This window comes from Pseudomonas sp. (genome assembly GCF_046581935.1).
Lineage (GTDB): Bacteria > Pseudomonadota > Gammaproteobacteria > Pseudomonadales > Pseudomonadaceae > Aquipseudomonas.
Genome location: NZ_JAYGFK010000015.1, coordinates 73,570 through 89,897, shown reverse-complemented (window position 1 = coordinate 89,897; position 16,328 = coordinate 73,570). Strand labels below are relative to the sequence as shown.

Here is a 16,328-nt window from a genome sequence, read left to right as displayed (position 1 = left end):
CTGGTCGCCCGTTTTGTTTTAAGGACTGCCCACTTATGCGCCCGCTTGTTGCCACCATTGATCTGTCTGCGATTGTGCATAACTACGCTGTGGCCAAGCGCTGCGCGCCAGGGCGGCAAGCGTTTGCGGTGGTCAAGGCGAATGCCTACGGGCACGGCGTGCGTGAGGTGGTCACTGCGCTGTTTGATGTGGCTGATGGTTTTGCTGTGGCCAGCTTGGAGGAGGCTGCGGAGGTGCGCGCTTTACACGCCGATGCACGGATTCTGTTGCTTGAAGGCTGTTTCGAGGCGTTGGAGTATCAGTTCGCCGCGCAGCTGGGTTTAGACGTTGTGTTGCACAGCGAGCAGCAGGCACTGCAGCTGCTCGATGCCAGTTTGCTTCGGCCACTGAATGTCTGGCTGAAGCTGGACAGCGGCATGCATCGACTCGGTTTCAGTTCTGCAGGATTGCGTGAATGCTATGGGCGCTTACAGGGGGCGGCCCAGGTGGCAGAGTTGAACCTGCTCAGTCACTTTGCCTGCGCCGATGAGCGCGGCAGTGAGGTGACGGAGTTGCAGCTTGAAGGGTTTCTCGACCTGCTGGATCTGGACTTTGTTCAGCGTTCACTGGCCAATTCGGCGGCCATTCTGACTATCCCGGCGGCGCATATGGATTGGTTGCGTCCGGGCATCATGCTTTACGGGGCCACCCCTTTTGCCGACTTGCACGCGGCTGAGCTGGGTCTGCTTCCGGCCATGAGCCTTACTGCGCAGTTGATTGCCTGTCGGCATATTGCCGCAGGCGAAGGCGTTGGCTATGGCGGTTCTTGGCGTGCCGAGCGAGCGTCGCGTATCGGTACGGTGAGCTGTGGTTATGCCGATGGTTATCCGCGCCATGCGCCGGCCGGCACGCCGGTTGTTGTGCAGGGGCAGCGGGTGCCGCTGGTTGGGCGCGTTTCCATGGATATGTTGACGGTTGACCTAACCGACTTGCCTGCTGCGGTTGAAGGCGCCGCGGTTGAACTATGGGGCACGCAGTTACCGGTGGATGAGGTGGCACAGGCAGCCGGCACCATTGGTTACGAACTGCTTAGCAAGGTCACTGCGCGCGTGCCGCGTCGCTATCAGTGCTGATGAGGCAGGGCAGCTGCAGTGTGATGGCTTCAACTCAGGCCGCTGGGGACGTTGAGTACATCCAGTTGCAGGCGGGCGCTGCTACTCAGCTCGCCATCCTCGCCGCATATCGCTGAGCCAGAGCGGCCGCGACTCTTGACTTTGTAGAGCATCTCGTCAGCGGCTTTGTACAGCGTGGTGAAGTTGCTGGCATGGTGCGGGTATAGCGCGACCCCGATGCTGATGGTTACGGTTAGGCGTTCGGCACCATAACTCACTGGTTTGGCGAGCTCGGCTAGCAGGCGCTGGGCGATTTCGCGGGCATGCTGTTCGGCATCTTCACCGCAAATCAGCACGGCGAATTCATCACCTCCCAAGCGTGCCACAGCATCACCTGAGCGCACGTGTTCACGTAGGCGCTGGGCAATGCTCTGCAGCATTAGGTCTCCCGCGTCGTGGCCGTACTTATCGTTGATTGGTTTGAAGTGATCGAGGTCGATCAGCAGCAGCGCCGTGGCTTCGTTATAGCGGCGGGCGTTGGCCAGCGCCGCTTCGCAGCGCTCGACCAGAAAGCGGCGGTTGTGCAGTTCGGTGAGTGAGTCATGGAAGGCCGCGTGCTGTAATTCGCGTTCGCGCTCACTGAGTTGCAGGTTGGCTTGGGCCAACTCTGCCGTACGTAGATTAACTGCATCCTGCAGCTCGTCTGCGCTGCTCTGCATCTGCGCCAGGCGAGCGGTCTTCTCGCGGTCGGCTTGCATAAGGGCTTCGGCCTTTTCTTGCTTAAGCATCTGGATGCGATAGGCCAGGGCGAAGGAGAACAGAATGGTTTCTGCGGCGACGGAAATCGGGAACAAGTAGGCGGTGAAGTTACTGGGTTCAATTAGCCCGGCTGCACGCATCACTAGGACGATGGTGCTAGTAAGTACTGCACCATAGCCCAGCAGGTAGAAGCGAGAGGGGATAAAACCCTGATAACAACGGATGCCGGCGCTGAACAATGCCGTGGGGACTGTGACGATGGGTGTCAGGGCAATCATCAGTGCACCTTCTGCCCGGTAACCGAACATATTGATCACGATAGCAATGACATAAAGGACACAACCGGCACTGAGTAGGCGGTGCGGCCAGATCAGGCCCTGCTTGGTGTAGAGCAGTTCCTGGGTGAAGCGCATGACAAATATGCCCCACAGCGCCGGTAAGGTGATGCGGTCAAGCCAGAAGGGGACGGCTGCGTTCGGCCAAAGGTATTGGGCACCATGGCCGCTCATGCTGAGGATAAATACCAGCACGCAGGCGGTTGCTAGTACATACCAGAAGTAGGCGCGGTCGCGCAGCGCGACCAGGATGAACAGGTTGTAGAGAAATAGGGCGAAAATCACCCCGTAGATTAGGCCGAAGCCGATGTTCTCGTTGCTCGCTAGCTGGGCTAGGTCTGGCAGTTGCCAGATGCTCAATGGAAAGGAGTTACCGGCAGGGTCCAGGCTGCGGAAGTAGAGGGTCAGCGGTTGCTCACCGATCTCCGGGAGCTTGAATAGCATGCGCCGGTAGGCGTAATCGCGGCCATCCATATACGGTACGGCCTCGCCCGTTTCGCGCAGGCTCCAGCTACCGTTGCCGTCGGGCAGATAAAGCTGCAGGCTGAAAATGGTGATCCCTGCATTTTCCAGCCACCACTGACTGGGGGCTTCGGGCGTGCGCTGCAGGGTGACTTTGATCCACCAGGGGTTGCGGCTTTGGCCGACGGTGGCGCGCCCAGCCGCTGGCTGGAAGCGGCGTTGCACGGCCGGATCGGCCATGTCGCTGATACTCAGCTGTGCCCCGACGTCTTCTAGGAGCTCAATCTGGTCATTCAGTGAGGTGCCGCTACTCGCAGGCGTAAGCTCAATAGCGGAGTGCGCCATACCGCTGACGAACGCCAGGCTCAACGTGAACAAGATCGAAAGGGCTAAGCGCTGCACCGCATGTGCTCCTAGTCTCGGCTATTGGGACCGATGTTGTGGGCCGGAGTATAGCCCCAAGCCATTACGGTGAAGCTACATCTCTGGCTTTATTCCCGCTACTTAACCTAGCGTTTGAGTCGGGTTTGGTTAAATTTTGTGCTATATTCCGCGCCCGCGATTTTTCATTCATCTTCGCCACCGCCGGTCAATTTCCATGTCCATGCAATCCGCCAAGCCGTTATTCGATTATCCAAAATACTGGGCCGAGTGTTTCGGGCCTGCACCTTTCCTGCCAATGAGCCGGGAAGAGATGGATCAGCTTGGCTGGGACAGCTGCGACATCATCATCGTGACGGGCGATGCCTACGTTGACCACCCATCTTTTGGCATGGCAATCATCGGTCGGCTGCTGGAGTCGCAAGGTTTCCGCGTCGGGATCATTGCCCAGCCCAACTGGCAGTCGAAAGACGATTTCATGAAGCTCGGCGAGCCGAATCTGTTTTTCGGCGTCGCGGCCGGCAACATGGACTCGATGATCAACCGTTACACCGCCGACAAGAAAATCCGTTCAGACGACGCCTACACCCCAGGCGGTCTGGCCGGCAAGCGTCCGGATCGTGCCAGCTTGGTGTACAGCCAGCGATGCAAGGAAGCCTATAAGCATGTGCCGATCGTCCTGGGCGGCATCGAAGCCTCGCTACGGCGCATCGCCCACTACGACTATTGGCAGGACCGCGTGCGCAACTCGATCCTGATCGACGCCAGCGCCGATATCCTGCTGTACGGCAATGCCGAGCGGGCGATTGTTGAGGTCGCCCAGCGTTTGTCTTACGGCCACAAGATTGAAGACATCACTGATGTGCGCGGCACTGCGTTTATTCGTCGCGATACGCCGCAGGGCTGGTACGAAGTCGATTCCACGCGCATCGACCGGCCGGGCAAGGTCGACAAGATCATCAACCCGTATGTAAACACCCAGGACACCCAAGCCTGCGCCATTGAGCAAGAGAAAGGCCCAGTTGAGGACCCGAACGAGCCCAAAGTGGTGCAGTTGCTCGCCAGCCCGCGCATGACCCGCGATAAAACGGTGATTCGCCTGCCGTCCATGGAGAAAGTGCGCAACGACCCGGTGCTCTACGCTCACGCCAACCGCGTGCTGCACCTGGAAACCAACCCCGGTAACGCTCGCGCGCTGGTGCAGAAGCATGGCGAGGTGGACGTGTGGTTCAATCCGCCGCCCATTCCGATGACCACAGAAGAGATGGACTACGTGTTCGGCATGCCCTACGCGCGCATCCCGCACCCGGTCTATGGCAAGGAGAAAATCCCGGCCTACGACATGATCCGTTTCTCGGTGAACATCATGCGTGGCTGCTTCGGCGGCTGCACCTTCTGCTCGATCACCGAGCACGAAGGCCGGATCATCCAGAACCGTTCGGAAGAGTCGATCATTCGCGAGATCGAAGAGATCCGCGACAAGGTGCCGGGCTTCACTGGGGTGATTTCCGACCTCGGCGGGCCGACCGCGAACATGTACCGCATCGCCTGCAAGAGTCCGGAAATTGAATCCGCGTGCCGCAAACCGTCCTGCGTGTTCCCTGGCATCTGCCCGAACCTGAATACCGACCACTCCAGCCTGATTCAGCTGTACCGCAGCGCCCGTGCTTTGCCAGGGGTGAAGAAAATCCTCATCGCCTCCGGTCTGCGCTACGACCTGGCGGTCGAGTCGCCGGAGTATGTGAAGGAGCTGGTCACTCACCACGTCGGTGGTTACCTGAAGATCGCCCCGGAACACACCGAGGAAGGTCCGCTCAACCAGATGATGAAGCCGGGCATTGGCAGCTATGACAAGTTCAAGCGCATGTTCGAGAAGTACTCCAAGGAAGCGGGCAAAGAGCAGTACCTGATCCCGTACTTTATCGCCGCACACCCGGGCACCACCGATGAAGACATGATGAACTTGGCTCTGTGGCTCAAGGGCAACGGCTTCCGCGCTGACCAGGTGCAGGCGTTTTACCCGTCGCCAATGGCCACGGCGACGGCGATGTACCACTCTGGCAAGAACCCGCTACGCAAGGTCAGCTACAAGAGCGACGGCGTTACCATCGTTAAGAGCGAGGCGCAGCGCCGCCTGCACAAGGCCTTCCTGCGTTATCACGACCCGAAAGGCTGGCCGATGCTGCGCGAGGCACTGGAGCGCATGGGCCGTGCCGACCTGATCGGGCCCGGCAAGAACCAGCTTATCCCGCTTCACCAACCGGCCACCGACAGCTATCAGAGTGCACGCCGGAAGAACTCGACGCCCGTAGGCAGTAAGAAAGTGGCTGGGGCTTCCGCTGCTAAGAGCAAGCCGATGCTGACTCAGCACACCGGTTTGCCGCCGCGTGATACGGGCGCTGCCGGTGGCAACCCTTGGGACAAACGCGAGCAGGCCAAAGCGGCTGCGCAAGTGCGTAACCAGCAGGCCGCTAAAGAGCGTGCCGATGCTGCCAAGGGAAAAGGCAAGAAACCGGTGAAGAAGCCGGCTGTGCCGCGCTAATTCTGCGCAAATAAAAACGCCAGCCTTGAGCTGGCGTTTTTTATGGGGGGCGAGCAGCGGGTTTAGCTGCGTGCGGCGTAACCCATGGGGCCGATTGCGGGGCTGGTGACGGTTCTATAAAAATGTCGCGGCTAAAGCCCCTCCCACAGAGGCATATAAACCTGTGGGAGAGGCCGGGCGGCGTTCCGCTTTAGCCGCGAGGACTCAGGTTGCGTTCTAGACGCTGCCGTAGCGCTTATGCGCTTCGATAGCCAGGCCGCTGCCGATGCTGCCGAAGGTGTTGCCTTCGACATGGCGGGCGTTGGGCAGCATGGCTGCAACGCTCTGGCGCAGCGCAGGGATGCCGCTGGAGCCGCCAGTGAAGAACACCGTATCGACCTGCGCAACGCCCACTCCTGCATCGCCAAGCAGTTGGGTGACGCTGGCGCGCACGCGTGCCAGTAACGGCTCGATGGCACCTTCAAACAGGTCGCGGGTCAGTTCGGCGACCAGGCCGTCCTCCAGACGGCTAAGGTCGATGGGCCGCGCATTTTGTTCGGTCAGGGCAATCTTGCTGTCTTCCACTTGCATCGCCAGCCAGTGGCCGTCGCGGCGCTCAATCAGTTTGAATAGGCGATCGATGCCGGTGGGGTCGACGATGTCATAGCGCATGCTCTGCAACTGGCGCTGCGACTGTGCGGAGTAGACGGCGTTGATGGTGTGCCAGGTGGCCAGGCTCAGGTGGGTGCTGGTGGGCATTGGTGCATCGCTTTTCATCCGGCTACCGTAGCCGAACAGTGGCATTACCCCGGCCAGTGAGAGCTGCTTATCGAAGTCGGTGCCGCCGATATGCACGCCGCCGGTGGCGAGGATGTCGGCGTGGCGGTCGGCAATGCTGCGCCGCTCCGGGGCCAGGCGCACTAGGGAGAAGTCCGACGTGCCGCCGCCAATGTCGACGATCAGTACCAGTTCTTCGCGGTCAATCCCGGACTCGTAGTCGAAGGCGGCAGCAATCGGTTCGTATTGGAACGATACATCCTTGAAGCCGAGCTTATGCGCCACGGCTACCAGAGTGTTCTGCGCCTCCAGGTCGGCGACGGGGTCATCATCGACAAAGAACACCGGGCGGCCCAGTACTACTTCCTCGAAGGGGCGGCCGGCCTCGGCTTCAGCGCGGTTTTTCAGTTCGCCGATAAAGAAACCGAGCAGGTCCTTGAACGGCAGGGCGCTACCTAGCACGGTGGTTTCGCTTTTCAGCAGCTTGCTGCCCAGCAAGCTCTTCAACGAGCGCATCAGGCGGCCTTCGTAGCCTTCCAGGTATTCCTGCAAGGCGAGGCGGCCATACACCGGTCGGCGTTCTTCGAGGTTGAAGAACACCACGGACGGCAGGGTGATCTTGCCGTCTTCCAGGGTAATCAGCGGTTGGCTATCGGGGCGTAGCCAGCCGACGGTGGAGTTGGATGTGCCGAAGTCGATGCCGCAGGCGCGGGCGGGTGTGGATAGAGTCATGCGGCGCGCTGTTCCTGAAAAATTACCGGGAGCATTTCTGATGTCGCCTAGCGACAACTTAGTGGGTGGCTGCCCTAAGGGCGTGGCCACAACGTGCTGAGAGAAATATCTGAAGTCGCTTAGCGACGGCCCGAAGGGTGGCCAGCATGGATGGCATGGCCACAAAAACGGCCGCGCATTCTATGCGAGTGTGGCGCGTAATGCTGCCCCGATTATCCGCTTTAGGGTTGTTCGGGGAGTTTTACTGGGGCGCGTCGGCCTCGCCATTGGCTCCACTCAAAGCCCACCACGATCAGCAGAGACAGGGCGAAGGGCAGCAGTAGGTAGAAGCCGCGGAAGACGATCAGCGCCGCCAGTACGTCGGGCGCTGGTAGCTCGGGCATCGCCGCGAGAAAGGTCACTTCGAGTACGCCCAAGCCGCCAGGCGCGTGAGACAGCAGCGCCAGTGAGAACGATGCCAGGAACACCCCAAACACCACCAGGTAGCCAGGATTACTTTCGGCCGGTAGGGCGAAGTAGATAATTGCTGCCGCGCAAGCCAGCTCCAACGGCCCTGCGAGTAACTGGCGGGCGACAATCCCCAGGCGTGGGTATTCGATGTGCAGTTTGCCCCAGTGCCAGGGTTTGAAGTGTCGCCAGGAGCCCAGCACATACAAGGCGACCAGTAGCAGCAAGAACGCGCCGATGATCTCGGATACCACGGGCGTCACTTTGGTCACGCGGTGAATCAGGTTTGGCTCCAGCAGCAGCACGCAACCGCTGGCCAGCAGGGTGCCAAGGATAAAGGTGAAAGAGCAGAAGACGATCAGGATGCCAATTTCCTGTGGCGTCATGCCTTTGGTGCGGTAGGCGCGGTAACGCACCAGCGCGCCGGAAAACACCGAAGCGCCGATGTTGTGAGCCAGCGCGTAGGTGGTGAAGGAACACAGGCTGATAAAGTGCCAGGGGATTTTCTTGCCCAAGTGCGCGAGCGCAATCCGGTCATACCAAGCCAGCGCGCAATAGGCCCCGAGGGTGGCGCCAGCCGCGAGCAGCCAGGCCTTGTGCGGGATGGCTTGCAGGCTATCGGCAATCTCATGCAGGGAGATGTTGCGTACTTCGTGGTAGAGCAAGTAGCACGACAGCAGAACGGCTCCGAGACCCACTAGGGTCCAGATCAGATCGCTCTTCTTCATCACGGGCGTAGCTCCTTCACCTTACGACAACCACTGCGCACTGCTTGGACATAAGGTTGTTCAACCTGTACGGGATCGCATGCTGCTGCATGGGATTACGCAGAGCAGCATGTCCGCTGCTAATCAGCGCGGCCAGTTTTATAACGGGGGCTAGTATGCGCCTGCTTGGCGCAAGGCGCGCAGTATCGCGGAGCCGCAGCAGATGCTCAACCACCGTGCGCGCCATGGGCGTTACCGGGTATGTCTTGGGGTATTCGTCGGTGGTCATGTCAGGCCTAGGGTGATGAGCGTTAACACGGCATAGCGTGTGGTCTTGGCCAGGCTGACGATCAAGAGAAACAGCCACAGGCGTTCGCGCATTACGCCGGCGACCAGGGTAAGTGGATCGCCGATTATCGGTAGCCAACTCAGCAACAGTGACCAGCGTCCGTAGCGCGCATACCACTGTTGGGCTTGCTGTAGGCGAGCTTCGCTAACGGGAAACCAACGGCGCTGGCGAAAGTGTTCCACGTAGCGGCCCAGCAGCCAGTTGAGCAGTGAGCCGAGGATATTGCCGAGGCTGGCAATCGCGACTAGGCCCCAAGGCGAATAGCTCGCGCTGAGCAGCAGGGCCACCAGCACACTCTCCGATTGCAGCGGCAGTAAGGTCGCTGCACTGAGAGCCGAGAGAAACAGGCTGAGGTAGGCGCTGAGGGTCAGCATCGACTAAAACTGGCCGGCTCTGCTCAGGGCTGCTTTTCCTCTTCGGCATTGGCCATCACATCTTCCAGCTTGAGGCCGGTGAGGCCGTGGATGGTGCGCCACAGGTAATAGAAGATGGCCATCAGCATGATCATCGAGGGAATGGCGATCATCGGGTAGCTGAGCAGGTTCATCCGCCCCAACTCTTCGTTGAAGGCTTCGCTGCCGGCCGGGCTGATAACAATCCACTTGGCCAGGGCGTAGTTCATCGCCGAGGAAAAGAAGAACGTGCCACTCAGCCAGTAAGTCGCTTTCAGCAGGCGCGCCTCAAACGCACTGGTATTACCTGCTTTTTCTAGGCACTCGTGGATTTTGTCGACGTTAAGCACGGTTTTGTTGAACAGCATGGTGCGAATCAATGGAAAGCGAGTGCGGGTCGATACCAGCACGGCGATGCCGATGATGCCGGGGATCGCTGCTTCCTTGATCGCCAGCCACTGGTTGTCCAGTTTGAGCAGGCCGATACCACCGGTAAGCAGCACGCTGACCAGGCCGAGTAGGGCGATAAAGTTGAATTTGCGGTACTTGATCAGCTCGAAACTGCCCCAGCCCAAAGGGAAGGCCAGCGCCAGTACTAGTGCCCCGTCGGCACCGAGTCTGGTTTCGCCACTAAGCTTCATCAGAATCAGCGAGGGGATCAGGATGCTGACCAGCAAATCGATCAGTGGGCGGGGTTTATGGGCAGCCTGGGTACTTTGTGTGGTGTCGGTCATGTCATTCAAGGCGCAGGAAAGAGGCGCGATCATCGCCTGCCTGAGCGGCTGCGGCTAGTCCAGTCGTCGTATTGAGCGTGAAAAAGTATCAAGTAAGGGCGCTGTATCGCTATGTCTCAAGGCTTATTACTGGCGGGCGTCTATGTCGCGGCGGGTTGGTGGCGAACATCCGCGCAGCAGGTTCAGCATGACCCTTGAGTTAAGCCGCGGATCTGTGGCTGCTGCGCTGCTATCAGGGCGGGTAACAGCTTAGTGTCGCCTGCGTACTGAAAGGCGAGTGCAAGGTTGTTGGTCGATTATGTAGTTTTACTACATGACGGCTTTTGTAGTTTTGCTACATAATGCCTTGCTCAGAATTGACCATGACCGATGGTGCATCCCATGCAACGATCCTCGCATCACGACCTTCGCGCGCAATTTCGTGCGCTTCTTGCTTCAAATAGCTGCTATCACACCGCTTCGGTGTTTGATCCCATGGCCGCGCGAATTGCTGCTGACCTGGGGTTCGAAGTGGGGATTTTGGGCGGTTCTGTAGCTTCACTACAAGTTTTGGCCGCTCCGGACTTCGCCTTGATTACCCTGAGCGAGTTTGTCGAGCAGGCTACCCGTATTGGTCGCGTTAGCCGTTTGCCGGTCATCGCCGATGCTGACCATGGCTACGGCAATGCGCTCAACGTGATGCGCACCGTGGTGGAGCTGGAGCGCGCTGGGATAGCCGCGCTGACCATTGAGGACACCCTGCTGCCGGCGCAGTTCGGGCGCAAGTCTACCGATTTGATCAGCGTTGCTGAGGGTGTTGGCAAAATCCGCGCGGCTCTGGAGGCACGGGTCGACCCGGACCTGGCGATCATCGCCCGTACCCATGCTGGCGTGCTTACGCTTGATGAGGTTATCCGCCGTACCCTGGCTTATCAGGCAGCCGGTGCCGATGCGATCTGCATTGTCGGCGTTGAAGATTTTGATCATCTGGAACAAATTGCTGCGGCCTTGAGCGTTCCGCTGATGCTGGTGACCTACGGCAACCCCAAACTGCGTGACAACGAGCGCCTGGCCAAGCTCGGCGTGCGCATTGTGGTCAATGGTCATGCCGCCTACTTCGCGGCCATCAAGGCCACCTACGATTGCCTGCGCGAGCAGCGCGGGGCGCAGTCCAGTGATCTCAGCGCAACCGAGCTGACGCACACCTACACCCAGCCAGAGGATTACATTGTCTGGGCTGAAGAGTTTATGAATGTGCATGAGTAGCTAACCGATCAACTGCGCTTGTAATTAACCGCTGTGACGTTCATATCTCCTACTCAGTGCAATGTGTGGAGGTGGTTATGGCCGGAGGTTGGAGCAACGACGGCGCGGTGCAAGAGCAGATCGACAGCAGCATCGAGGACGCCATTCAGCGTGTGCGCAGTCAGTTGCCCAGTGGCGAGAGCCTGACGCACTGCGAAGCGTGCGATGCGGCCATTCCCGAGGCGCGGCGCAAGGCCATTGCCGGTGTGCGCTTGTGTGTGACCTGCCAAGCCGAACAGGATAAAAGTCAGGCCCAATTCAGCGGCTACAACCGGCGCGGGAGTAAGGACAGCCAGTTGCGCTGACGGCGCCGCTTGAGCCGTTATGGCACTTTTTGGCGGTTACTGGGGTCACAACAGGGATATTGGTGACTACAGAGGAAATTTGCCCATGACGATTTTTGAAGCTCTGCGCATCAGCCACGACCGTCAACGTGAGTTGGCCGAGAAAATGGTGGCGACCAGCGGTGACAGTCCTGAGCGAGAAGCCCTGTTTAGCGAATTGAAAGACGAGTTGGCCGCGCATTCGGTGGCCGAAGAACGCAACTTTTATATCCCGCTGATGCAGGACGATCTGGGCGTGGACTTGTCGCGTCATGCCATCGCCGAGCATCACGAGATGGATGAAATGATTGAAGACCTGGAAGACACCGATCTCAGCAGCCCCAGCTGGTTGGTCCAGGCCAAAGCCCTGTCGGATAAGGTGCATCATCATCTGCATGAGGAAGAACAAAAGTTCTTCCAAATGGCCGGCAAGCTGTTGAGTGAAACGCAGAAGAACACACTCTCGTCTGCTTATTTCAGCACTTATGACGAGCACAAAGCAGCCGTCAGCTGAGCATCTCCCGGCCCGCACCTAAGGTGCGGGCGCGGCTGCAAACGCCCCTCTAGCCTCTGTCTGCTCCTGGCAGTGAAGGCATCAAAACAGAAAATAACGCTGCGCCATCGGTAATACCTCGGCCGGTTCGCACCAGAGCAATTGGCCGTCAGCCTTGACCTGATAATTCTGCGGATCGACCTCAATGTTCGGCAGGTAGTCGTTGTGGATCAGGTCGGTTTTCTGCACGTTGCGGCAACCCTTGACCACGCCGATCTGCTTTTTCAATTCGAGCTGTGCGGGAACCCCTGCGTCGAATGCTGCCTGGCTGATAAAGGTGATGCTGGTGGCGTGGCGGCTGCCGCCGTAGCTGGCGAACATTGGCCGGTAGTGCACCGGTTGCGGGGTCGGAATCGAGGCGTTGGCGTCGCCCATCAGGCTGGCGGCAATCGCTCCGCCTTTGAGAATCAACGTTGGCTTCACGCCAAAGAACGCAGGGCGCCAGAGCACCAAGTCCGCCCACTTGCCCACTTCAATAGACCCCACTTCATGGCTGATGCCGTGGGTGATCGCCGGGTTGATGGTGTATTTGGCGATATAGCGTTTGACCCGGAAGTTACTGTTGCCTTCACCGTCGCCAGGCAGTGGGCCGCGTTGCTGCTGCATCTTGTCGGCAGTCTGCCAGGTGCGCGTAATCACTTCGCCGACGCGGCCCATGGCCTGGCTGTCGGAGCTGATCATGGAGAACGCGCCGAGGTCATGCAGGATGTCTTCGGCGGCAATCGTCTCGCGGCGGATACGGCTTTCGGCAAACGCCACGTCCTCGGCGATGCTCGGGTCCAAGTGGTGGCAGACCATCAGCATGTCCAGGTGCTCGTCGATGGTGTTCTTGGTAAACGGCCGGGTCGGGTTGGTCGAGCTGGGCAGCACATTAGGAAAGCCGCAGGCCTTGATGATGTCCGGCGCGTGGCCGCCACCAGCACCTTCGGTGTGATAGGTGTGGATGGTGCGGCCCTTGAACGCGGCCAAGGTGGTTTCGACAAAGCCAGATTCATTCAGTGTGTCGGTGTGGATCGCCACCTGCACATCGTATTGGTCGGCCACGCTCAGACAGTTGTCGATGGCGGCCGGCGTGGTGCCCCAGTCTTCATGCAGTTTTAGGCCAATGGCCCCCGCTTTAACTTGTTCAATCAGCGGCTCGGGTAGCGAGGCGTTGCCCTTACCGGTAAAGCCCAGGTTCATTGGAAAGGCATCGGCGGCCTGCAGCATGCGCGCCATGTGCCAAGGGCCGGAGGTGCAGGTGGTGGCGTTGGTGCCGGTGGCCGGTCCCGTGCCGCCGCCAATCATGGTGGTCACACCGCTCATCAGCGCCTCTTCGATCTGCTGCGGGCAGATGAAGTGGATGTGCGTGTCGATACCGCCAGCGGTAAGGATCATGCCTTCGCCAGCGATCACCTCGGTGCCTGCACCGATGGCGATGGTCACGTCGGGCTGGATATCCGGGTTGCCGGCTTTGCCGATGGCTGCGATACGGCCGTCCTTGAGGCCCACGTCAGCTTTGACGATGCCCCAGTGATCGATGATCAGCGCGTTGGTGATCAGCGTATCGACCACATCGGCGGCGCACAGTTGGCCCTGGCCCATGCCGTCGCGGATGACCTTGCCGCCGCCGAATTTCACTTCTTCGCCATAGGTGGTGAAGTCCTGCTCAACCTCAATCCACAGGTTGGTGTCGGCCAGGCGTACCTTGTCGCCGGCGGTTGGGCCGAACATATCGGCATAGGCTTGGCGGGAGATTTTCATGCGGTGAGTCCTGTCCGTAGGATGGGTTAGGCGCAGAGCGGCGTAACCCATCAGGGATATCGAACGATGGGTATCGCTGCGCTCCACCCATCCTACAAATTCATGTTGCTGTCAGAGATCGCCCATCACCCGTCCGGCAAAGCCGAACACGCGGCGATGGCCGGCGAGATCAACCAGTTCCACGTCACGCGACTGCCCTGGCTCGAAGCGCACTGCGGTGCCAGCCGGAATATTCAGGCGCATGCCGCGTGCGGCGCTGCGATCAAAGGTCAGCGCATCATTGGTTTCGAAGAAGTGGTAGTGCGAACCGATCTGAATCGGCCGGTCGCCGCTATTGGCCACGGTTAGGGTCAGGGTGCGACGGCCAGCGTTGAGCTCAATCTCGCCGTCCTGGATCTGGTATTCGCCGGGAATCATGCAGGTTGCTCCAGGGTCTTGAAGTAGATAGCTGTCGGGCTGTAGCGCCCGTCCGGGCTTTGGCAGTAATTGGGTAGTTCACCAGCTTTGGTGTAGTGCAGCGCCTGATAGAAGGCTTCGGCAGCGGAGCCGGCTTCGGTGTCTAGGTACAGCAGGCCACGCTTGTGCTGACTCGCGGCGAGTTCCAGAGTGGTCATCAATTTTTGGCCCAGGCCATGGCGCTGCGCGCTGCTGTGCACCAGTAGCTTTTGCACTTCGGCGCGGTTCAGGCCGTTGGCCTTCTGGCACAGTGCCAACTGCACGCTGGCGATCACCTGTTCGTCGCGCACCACCACCCAGAGCAGCAAGCTGGCGTCTGCGATGCTGGCCTGGACGCTGTGTAAATAGGTGCGGGCCTGGGCCTCATCAAAGTCGGCCATGAAACCCACCGATGCGCCGTGCCTGACCGCGTCCAGCAACAGTTCGAGCAAGCCCGGGCGGTAATGGGCGAAACTTTCAGCATTGACTCGACGCAGTTGCGTGGTGCTCATCGATCTCACTCCTGGGGCGTTTTCGCGCCCGGATTCAAGGTCAGTTGCATAAAAGTCAGATCGAGCCAGCGGCCGAATTTAATGCCCACTTGCGGCATTTGCCCGGTGGTGACGAAACCCAGGCGCTCATGCAGGTGGATCGAGGCCTGGTTGCCGCTTTCGATGGCGGCAACCATCACGTGTTTGCCGCCGCTGCGAGCGCGTTCGATCAGGGCTTGCATCAGGCGCAGGCCGAGGCCTTTGCCGCGTTGGTCGTTGCGTACGTAAACCGAGTGCTCGACGCTGTAGCGGAAGCCTTCGAAGGGCCGCCAGTCGCCGAACGAGGCATAGCCCGTGACCTCAGCGTTTTCCACCGCGACCAGGATCGGATACTGCTGGGCCTGGCGCGCCGCGAACCAAGCCTGGCGGTTTGCCAGGTCTACCGGTTGTTCGTTCCAGATCGCCGTGGTGTTCAGCACCGCGTCGTTGTAGATAGCGCGGATCGCTGGCAGGTCCTGCTCGGTTGCATCACGAATCATGGTCGGGCCTCAGGCGATCGGTTGATGCACGGTCACCAGCTTGGTGCCATCCGGGAAGGTGGCCTCCACCTGAATTTCCGGAATCATTTCCGGGATGCCTTCCATTACCTGGTCACGGCTGAGCAGGGTGGTGCCGAAGTGCATCAGCTCGGCCACCGTTTTGCCGTCGCGTGCGCCTTCCAGCAGGGCGGCGGAGATATAGGCCATGGCTTCCGGGTAGTTGAGTTTCACCCCACGGGCGAGGCGGCGTTCGGCTACCAGGCCGGCGGTGAAGATCAGCAGTTTGTCTTTTTCGCGGGGGGTTAAATCCATGGTTTAGGTGCTCCAGATTCGTGGGGGCACGGCCGGGCGGCCGAGCAGGGCCGGGCGCAGCAGGTGCCAGAGTTCGATTAGCCAAGCACGGGCATGCAGCGCTTCGCTGGCCAGGCAGCGGGCGACCAGCAGGCCGGGAAGTTGCGTTAGATCGCCGCGCACAGCGCTGGGCAGTTCGCGGCAACGTTCGAGCAATTCAGGGTCGATTTCACCACTGATCAGCAGGGTGGCAAACACCGGTTTGCCGTCCAGGCCAATGGCTGAGTCGAGTAGGCCGTCCGCGCCGCTTATGCGCTGGCGCTCGTGCCAGAGCAGTTCACCGTCGCGACGAATGTTCAGCTGGGCTTGAAAGTGCCCGCTGTCGAAGCGCTCACCGCTGGCCGGGCGGCCAAGGGCGATGATGTCCCAATAGAGCAGCTTGGCGTCTGCTTCGAGGTCGATTTCGGTGCTCAGCTCGGCTTGGGCGGCTGAGTAGATGATGGTTTCTTGCGGCAGCCATTCCAGCGTCGCGCCAGATTCAACGCGCAGCTTTAGTGTTTGGTAGGCCGGGCCAGCGGCGCGGTACCACTTGGCGGCACCAGGGCTGGTCAGCTGCGCCCAGGCGTTGGCACCGACTGTGGCGCTAATGTCCAGGCGGTCACCGCCGGCAATCCCACCGGGCGGGTGCACGATGATGTGCTGACACACCTCGGGGCCTTCGGCATACAGGTGTTTTTGCACGCGCAGCGGGCCAAGGTGGCGGCGTAGCGTCGGGCGTGTGTGCTCGCCTTGACGGCCATAGCCCAGCTCAAGCTCGGCATGCCAGCTTGGGGTGAAGGGCGCGGTCAGGGCGTTCATAGCGGTTGGTTGATTAGGCTCATGGCAACTGTGGAGCAATTGCCATGCCCAATGCGCTACGACGGTGCATCTGTGTCATTGCTGATGCAGCACTGCGGTTAAGGCGGTTTTCGAGCTGCATGCG

At 59.9% G+C, this 16,328-nt stretch carries 16 protein-coding genes; 5 read left to right on the top strand and 11 right to left on the bottom strand.

Going from position 1 to position 16,328, the window contains the following annotated elements:
• The first annotated feature begins 35 nt into the window (after positions 1–35).
• Positions 36–1,112, top strand: a complete 1,077-nt coding sequence (gene alr / locus VCA57_RS13685) for an alanine racemase (protein WP_411185593.1) — start codon at positions 36–38, stop codon at positions 1,110–1,112.
• A gap of 29 nt (positions 1,113–1,141) precedes the next feature.
• Here the strand turns inward: alr and VCA57_RS13680 are convergent, their stop codons facing one another.
• Positions 1,142–2,992 carry a diguanylate cyclase domain-containing protein gene (locus VCA57_RS13680; RefSeq protein ID WP_411185651.1) on the bottom strand — a complete coding sequence of 617 codons (1,851 nt, stop codon included), beginning with the start codon at positions 2,990–2,992 and terminating at the stop codon, positions 1,142–1,144.
• A 259-nt stretch (positions 2,993–3,251) separates the two neighbouring features.
• Between VCA57_RS13680 and VCA57_RS13675 the strand changes: the two genes are divergently transcribed.
• Positions 3,252–5,570: a YgiQ family radical SAM protein gene (locus VCA57_RS13675; protein WP_411185649.1), complete on the top strand. Its 2,319-nt coding sequence runs from the start codon at positions 3,252–3,254 to the stop codon at positions 5,568–5,570.
• 216 nt (positions 5,571–5,786) lie between these two features.
• Here the strand turns inward: VCA57_RS13675 and VCA57_RS13670 are convergent, their stop codons facing one another.
• From VCA57_RS13670 to VCA57_RS13655, 4 genes are all read right to left on the bottom strand, one after another.
• Positions 5,787–7,058 (bottom strand): Hsp70 family protein, encoded by a 1,272-nt coding sequence (locus VCA57_RS13670; RefSeq protein WP_411185592.1) that lies wholly within the window; start codon positions 7,056–7,058, stop codon positions 5,787–5,789.
• Positions 7,059–7,279: 221 nt separating this feature from the next.
• A complete protein-coding gene (locus VCA57_RS13665; protein ID WP_411185591.1) occupies positions 7,280–8,236 on the bottom strand; it encodes a lysylphosphatidylglycerol synthase transmembrane domain-containing protein in 957 nt (318 codons plus the stop codon).
• A 261-nt stretch (positions 8,237–8,497) separates the two neighbouring features.
• On the bottom strand, positions 8,498–8,935 hold the full coding sequence (locus tag VCA57_RS13660) for a YqaA family protein (RefSeq protein ID WP_411185590.1): 438 nt from the start codon (positions 8,933–8,935) through the stop codon (positions 8,498–8,500).
• 23 nt (positions 8,936–8,958) lie between these two features.
• Complete coding sequence (locus tag VCA57_RS13655; protein WP_411185648.1) at positions 8,959–9,687, bottom strand: VC0807 family protein; 729 nt, start codon at positions 9,685–9,687, stop codon at positions 8,959–8,961.
• Between the two features lie 381 nt (positions 9,688–10,068).
• On the opposite strand from VCA57_RS13655, the gene VCA57_RS13650 reads away from it, so the two are divergent.
• The 3 genes from VCA57_RS13650 to VCA57_RS13640 all read left to right on the top strand — a co-directional run bounded on the left by VCA57_RS13650 (position 10,069) and on the right by VCA57_RS13640 (position 11,808).
• Positions 10,069–10,932, top strand: a complete 864-nt coding sequence (locus VCA57_RS13650) for an oxaloacetate decarboxylase (protein WP_411185589.1) — start codon at positions 10,069–10,071, stop codon at positions 10,930–10,932.
• Between the two features lie 77 nt (positions 10,933–11,009).
• Positions 11,010–11,276 carry a DksA/TraR family C4-type zinc finger protein gene (locus VCA57_RS13645; RefSeq protein WP_411185588.1) on the top strand — a complete coding sequence of 89 codons (267 nt, stop codon included), beginning with the start codon at positions 11,010–11,012 and terminating at the stop codon, positions 11,274–11,276.
• 85 nt (positions 11,277–11,361) lie between these two features.
• The gene (locus tag VCA57_RS13640; RefSeq protein WP_411185587.1) at positions 11,362–11,808 is read left to right on the top strand and encodes a hemerythrin domain-containing protein; all 447 of its coding nucleotides are present in this window, start codon (positions 11,362–11,364) and stop codon (positions 11,806–11,808) included.
• Positions 11,809–11,889: 81 nt separating this feature from the next.
• Here the strand turns inward: VCA57_RS13640 and ureC are convergent, their stop codons facing one another.
• The 6 genes from ureC to VCA57_RS13610 form a co-directional block, all read right to left on the bottom strand.
• Positions 11,890–13,590 (bottom strand): urease subunit alpha, encoded by a 1,701-nt coding sequence (gene ureC, locus VCA57_RS13635; RefSeq protein WP_411185586.1) that lies wholly within the window; start codon positions 13,588–13,590, stop codon positions 11,890–11,892.
• Between the two features lie 111 nt (positions 13,591–13,701).
• Positions 13,702–14,007 carry an urease subunit beta gene (locus tag VCA57_RS13630; protein ID WP_411185585.1) on the bottom strand — a complete coding sequence of 102 codons (306 nt, stop codon included), beginning with the start codon at positions 14,005–14,007 and terminating at the stop codon, positions 13,702–13,704.
• Positions 14,004–14,537 (bottom strand): GNAT family N-acetyltransferase, encoded by a 534-nt coding sequence (locus tag VCA57_RS13625; RefSeq protein WP_411185584.1) that lies wholly within the window; start codon positions 14,535–14,537, stop codon positions 14,004–14,006. Before VCA57_RS13625 ends, VCA57_RS13630 begins: the two co-directional genes overlap by 4 nt.
• Positions 14,538–14,542: 5 nt before the next feature.
• Complete coding sequence (locus tag VCA57_RS13620; RefSeq protein ID WP_411185583.1) at positions 14,543–15,055, bottom strand: GNAT family N-acetyltransferase; 513 nt, start codon at positions 15,053–15,055, stop codon at positions 14,543–14,545.
• A gap of 9 nt (positions 15,056–15,064) precedes the next feature.
• Positions 15,065–15,367 carry an urease subunit gamma gene (ureA, locus tag VCA57_RS13615; RefSeq protein WP_411185581.1) on the bottom strand — a complete coding sequence of 101 codons (303 nt, stop codon included), beginning with the start codon at positions 15,365–15,367 and terminating at the stop codon, positions 15,065–15,067.
• Between the two features lie 3 nt (positions 15,368–15,370).
• Positions 15,371–16,204, bottom strand: a complete 834-nt coding sequence (locus VCA57_RS13610) for an urease accessory protein UreD (protein ID WP_411185579.1) — start codon at positions 16,202–16,204, stop codon at positions 15,371–15,373.
• Between the last annotated feature and the right edge of the window lie 124 nt (positions 16,205–16,328).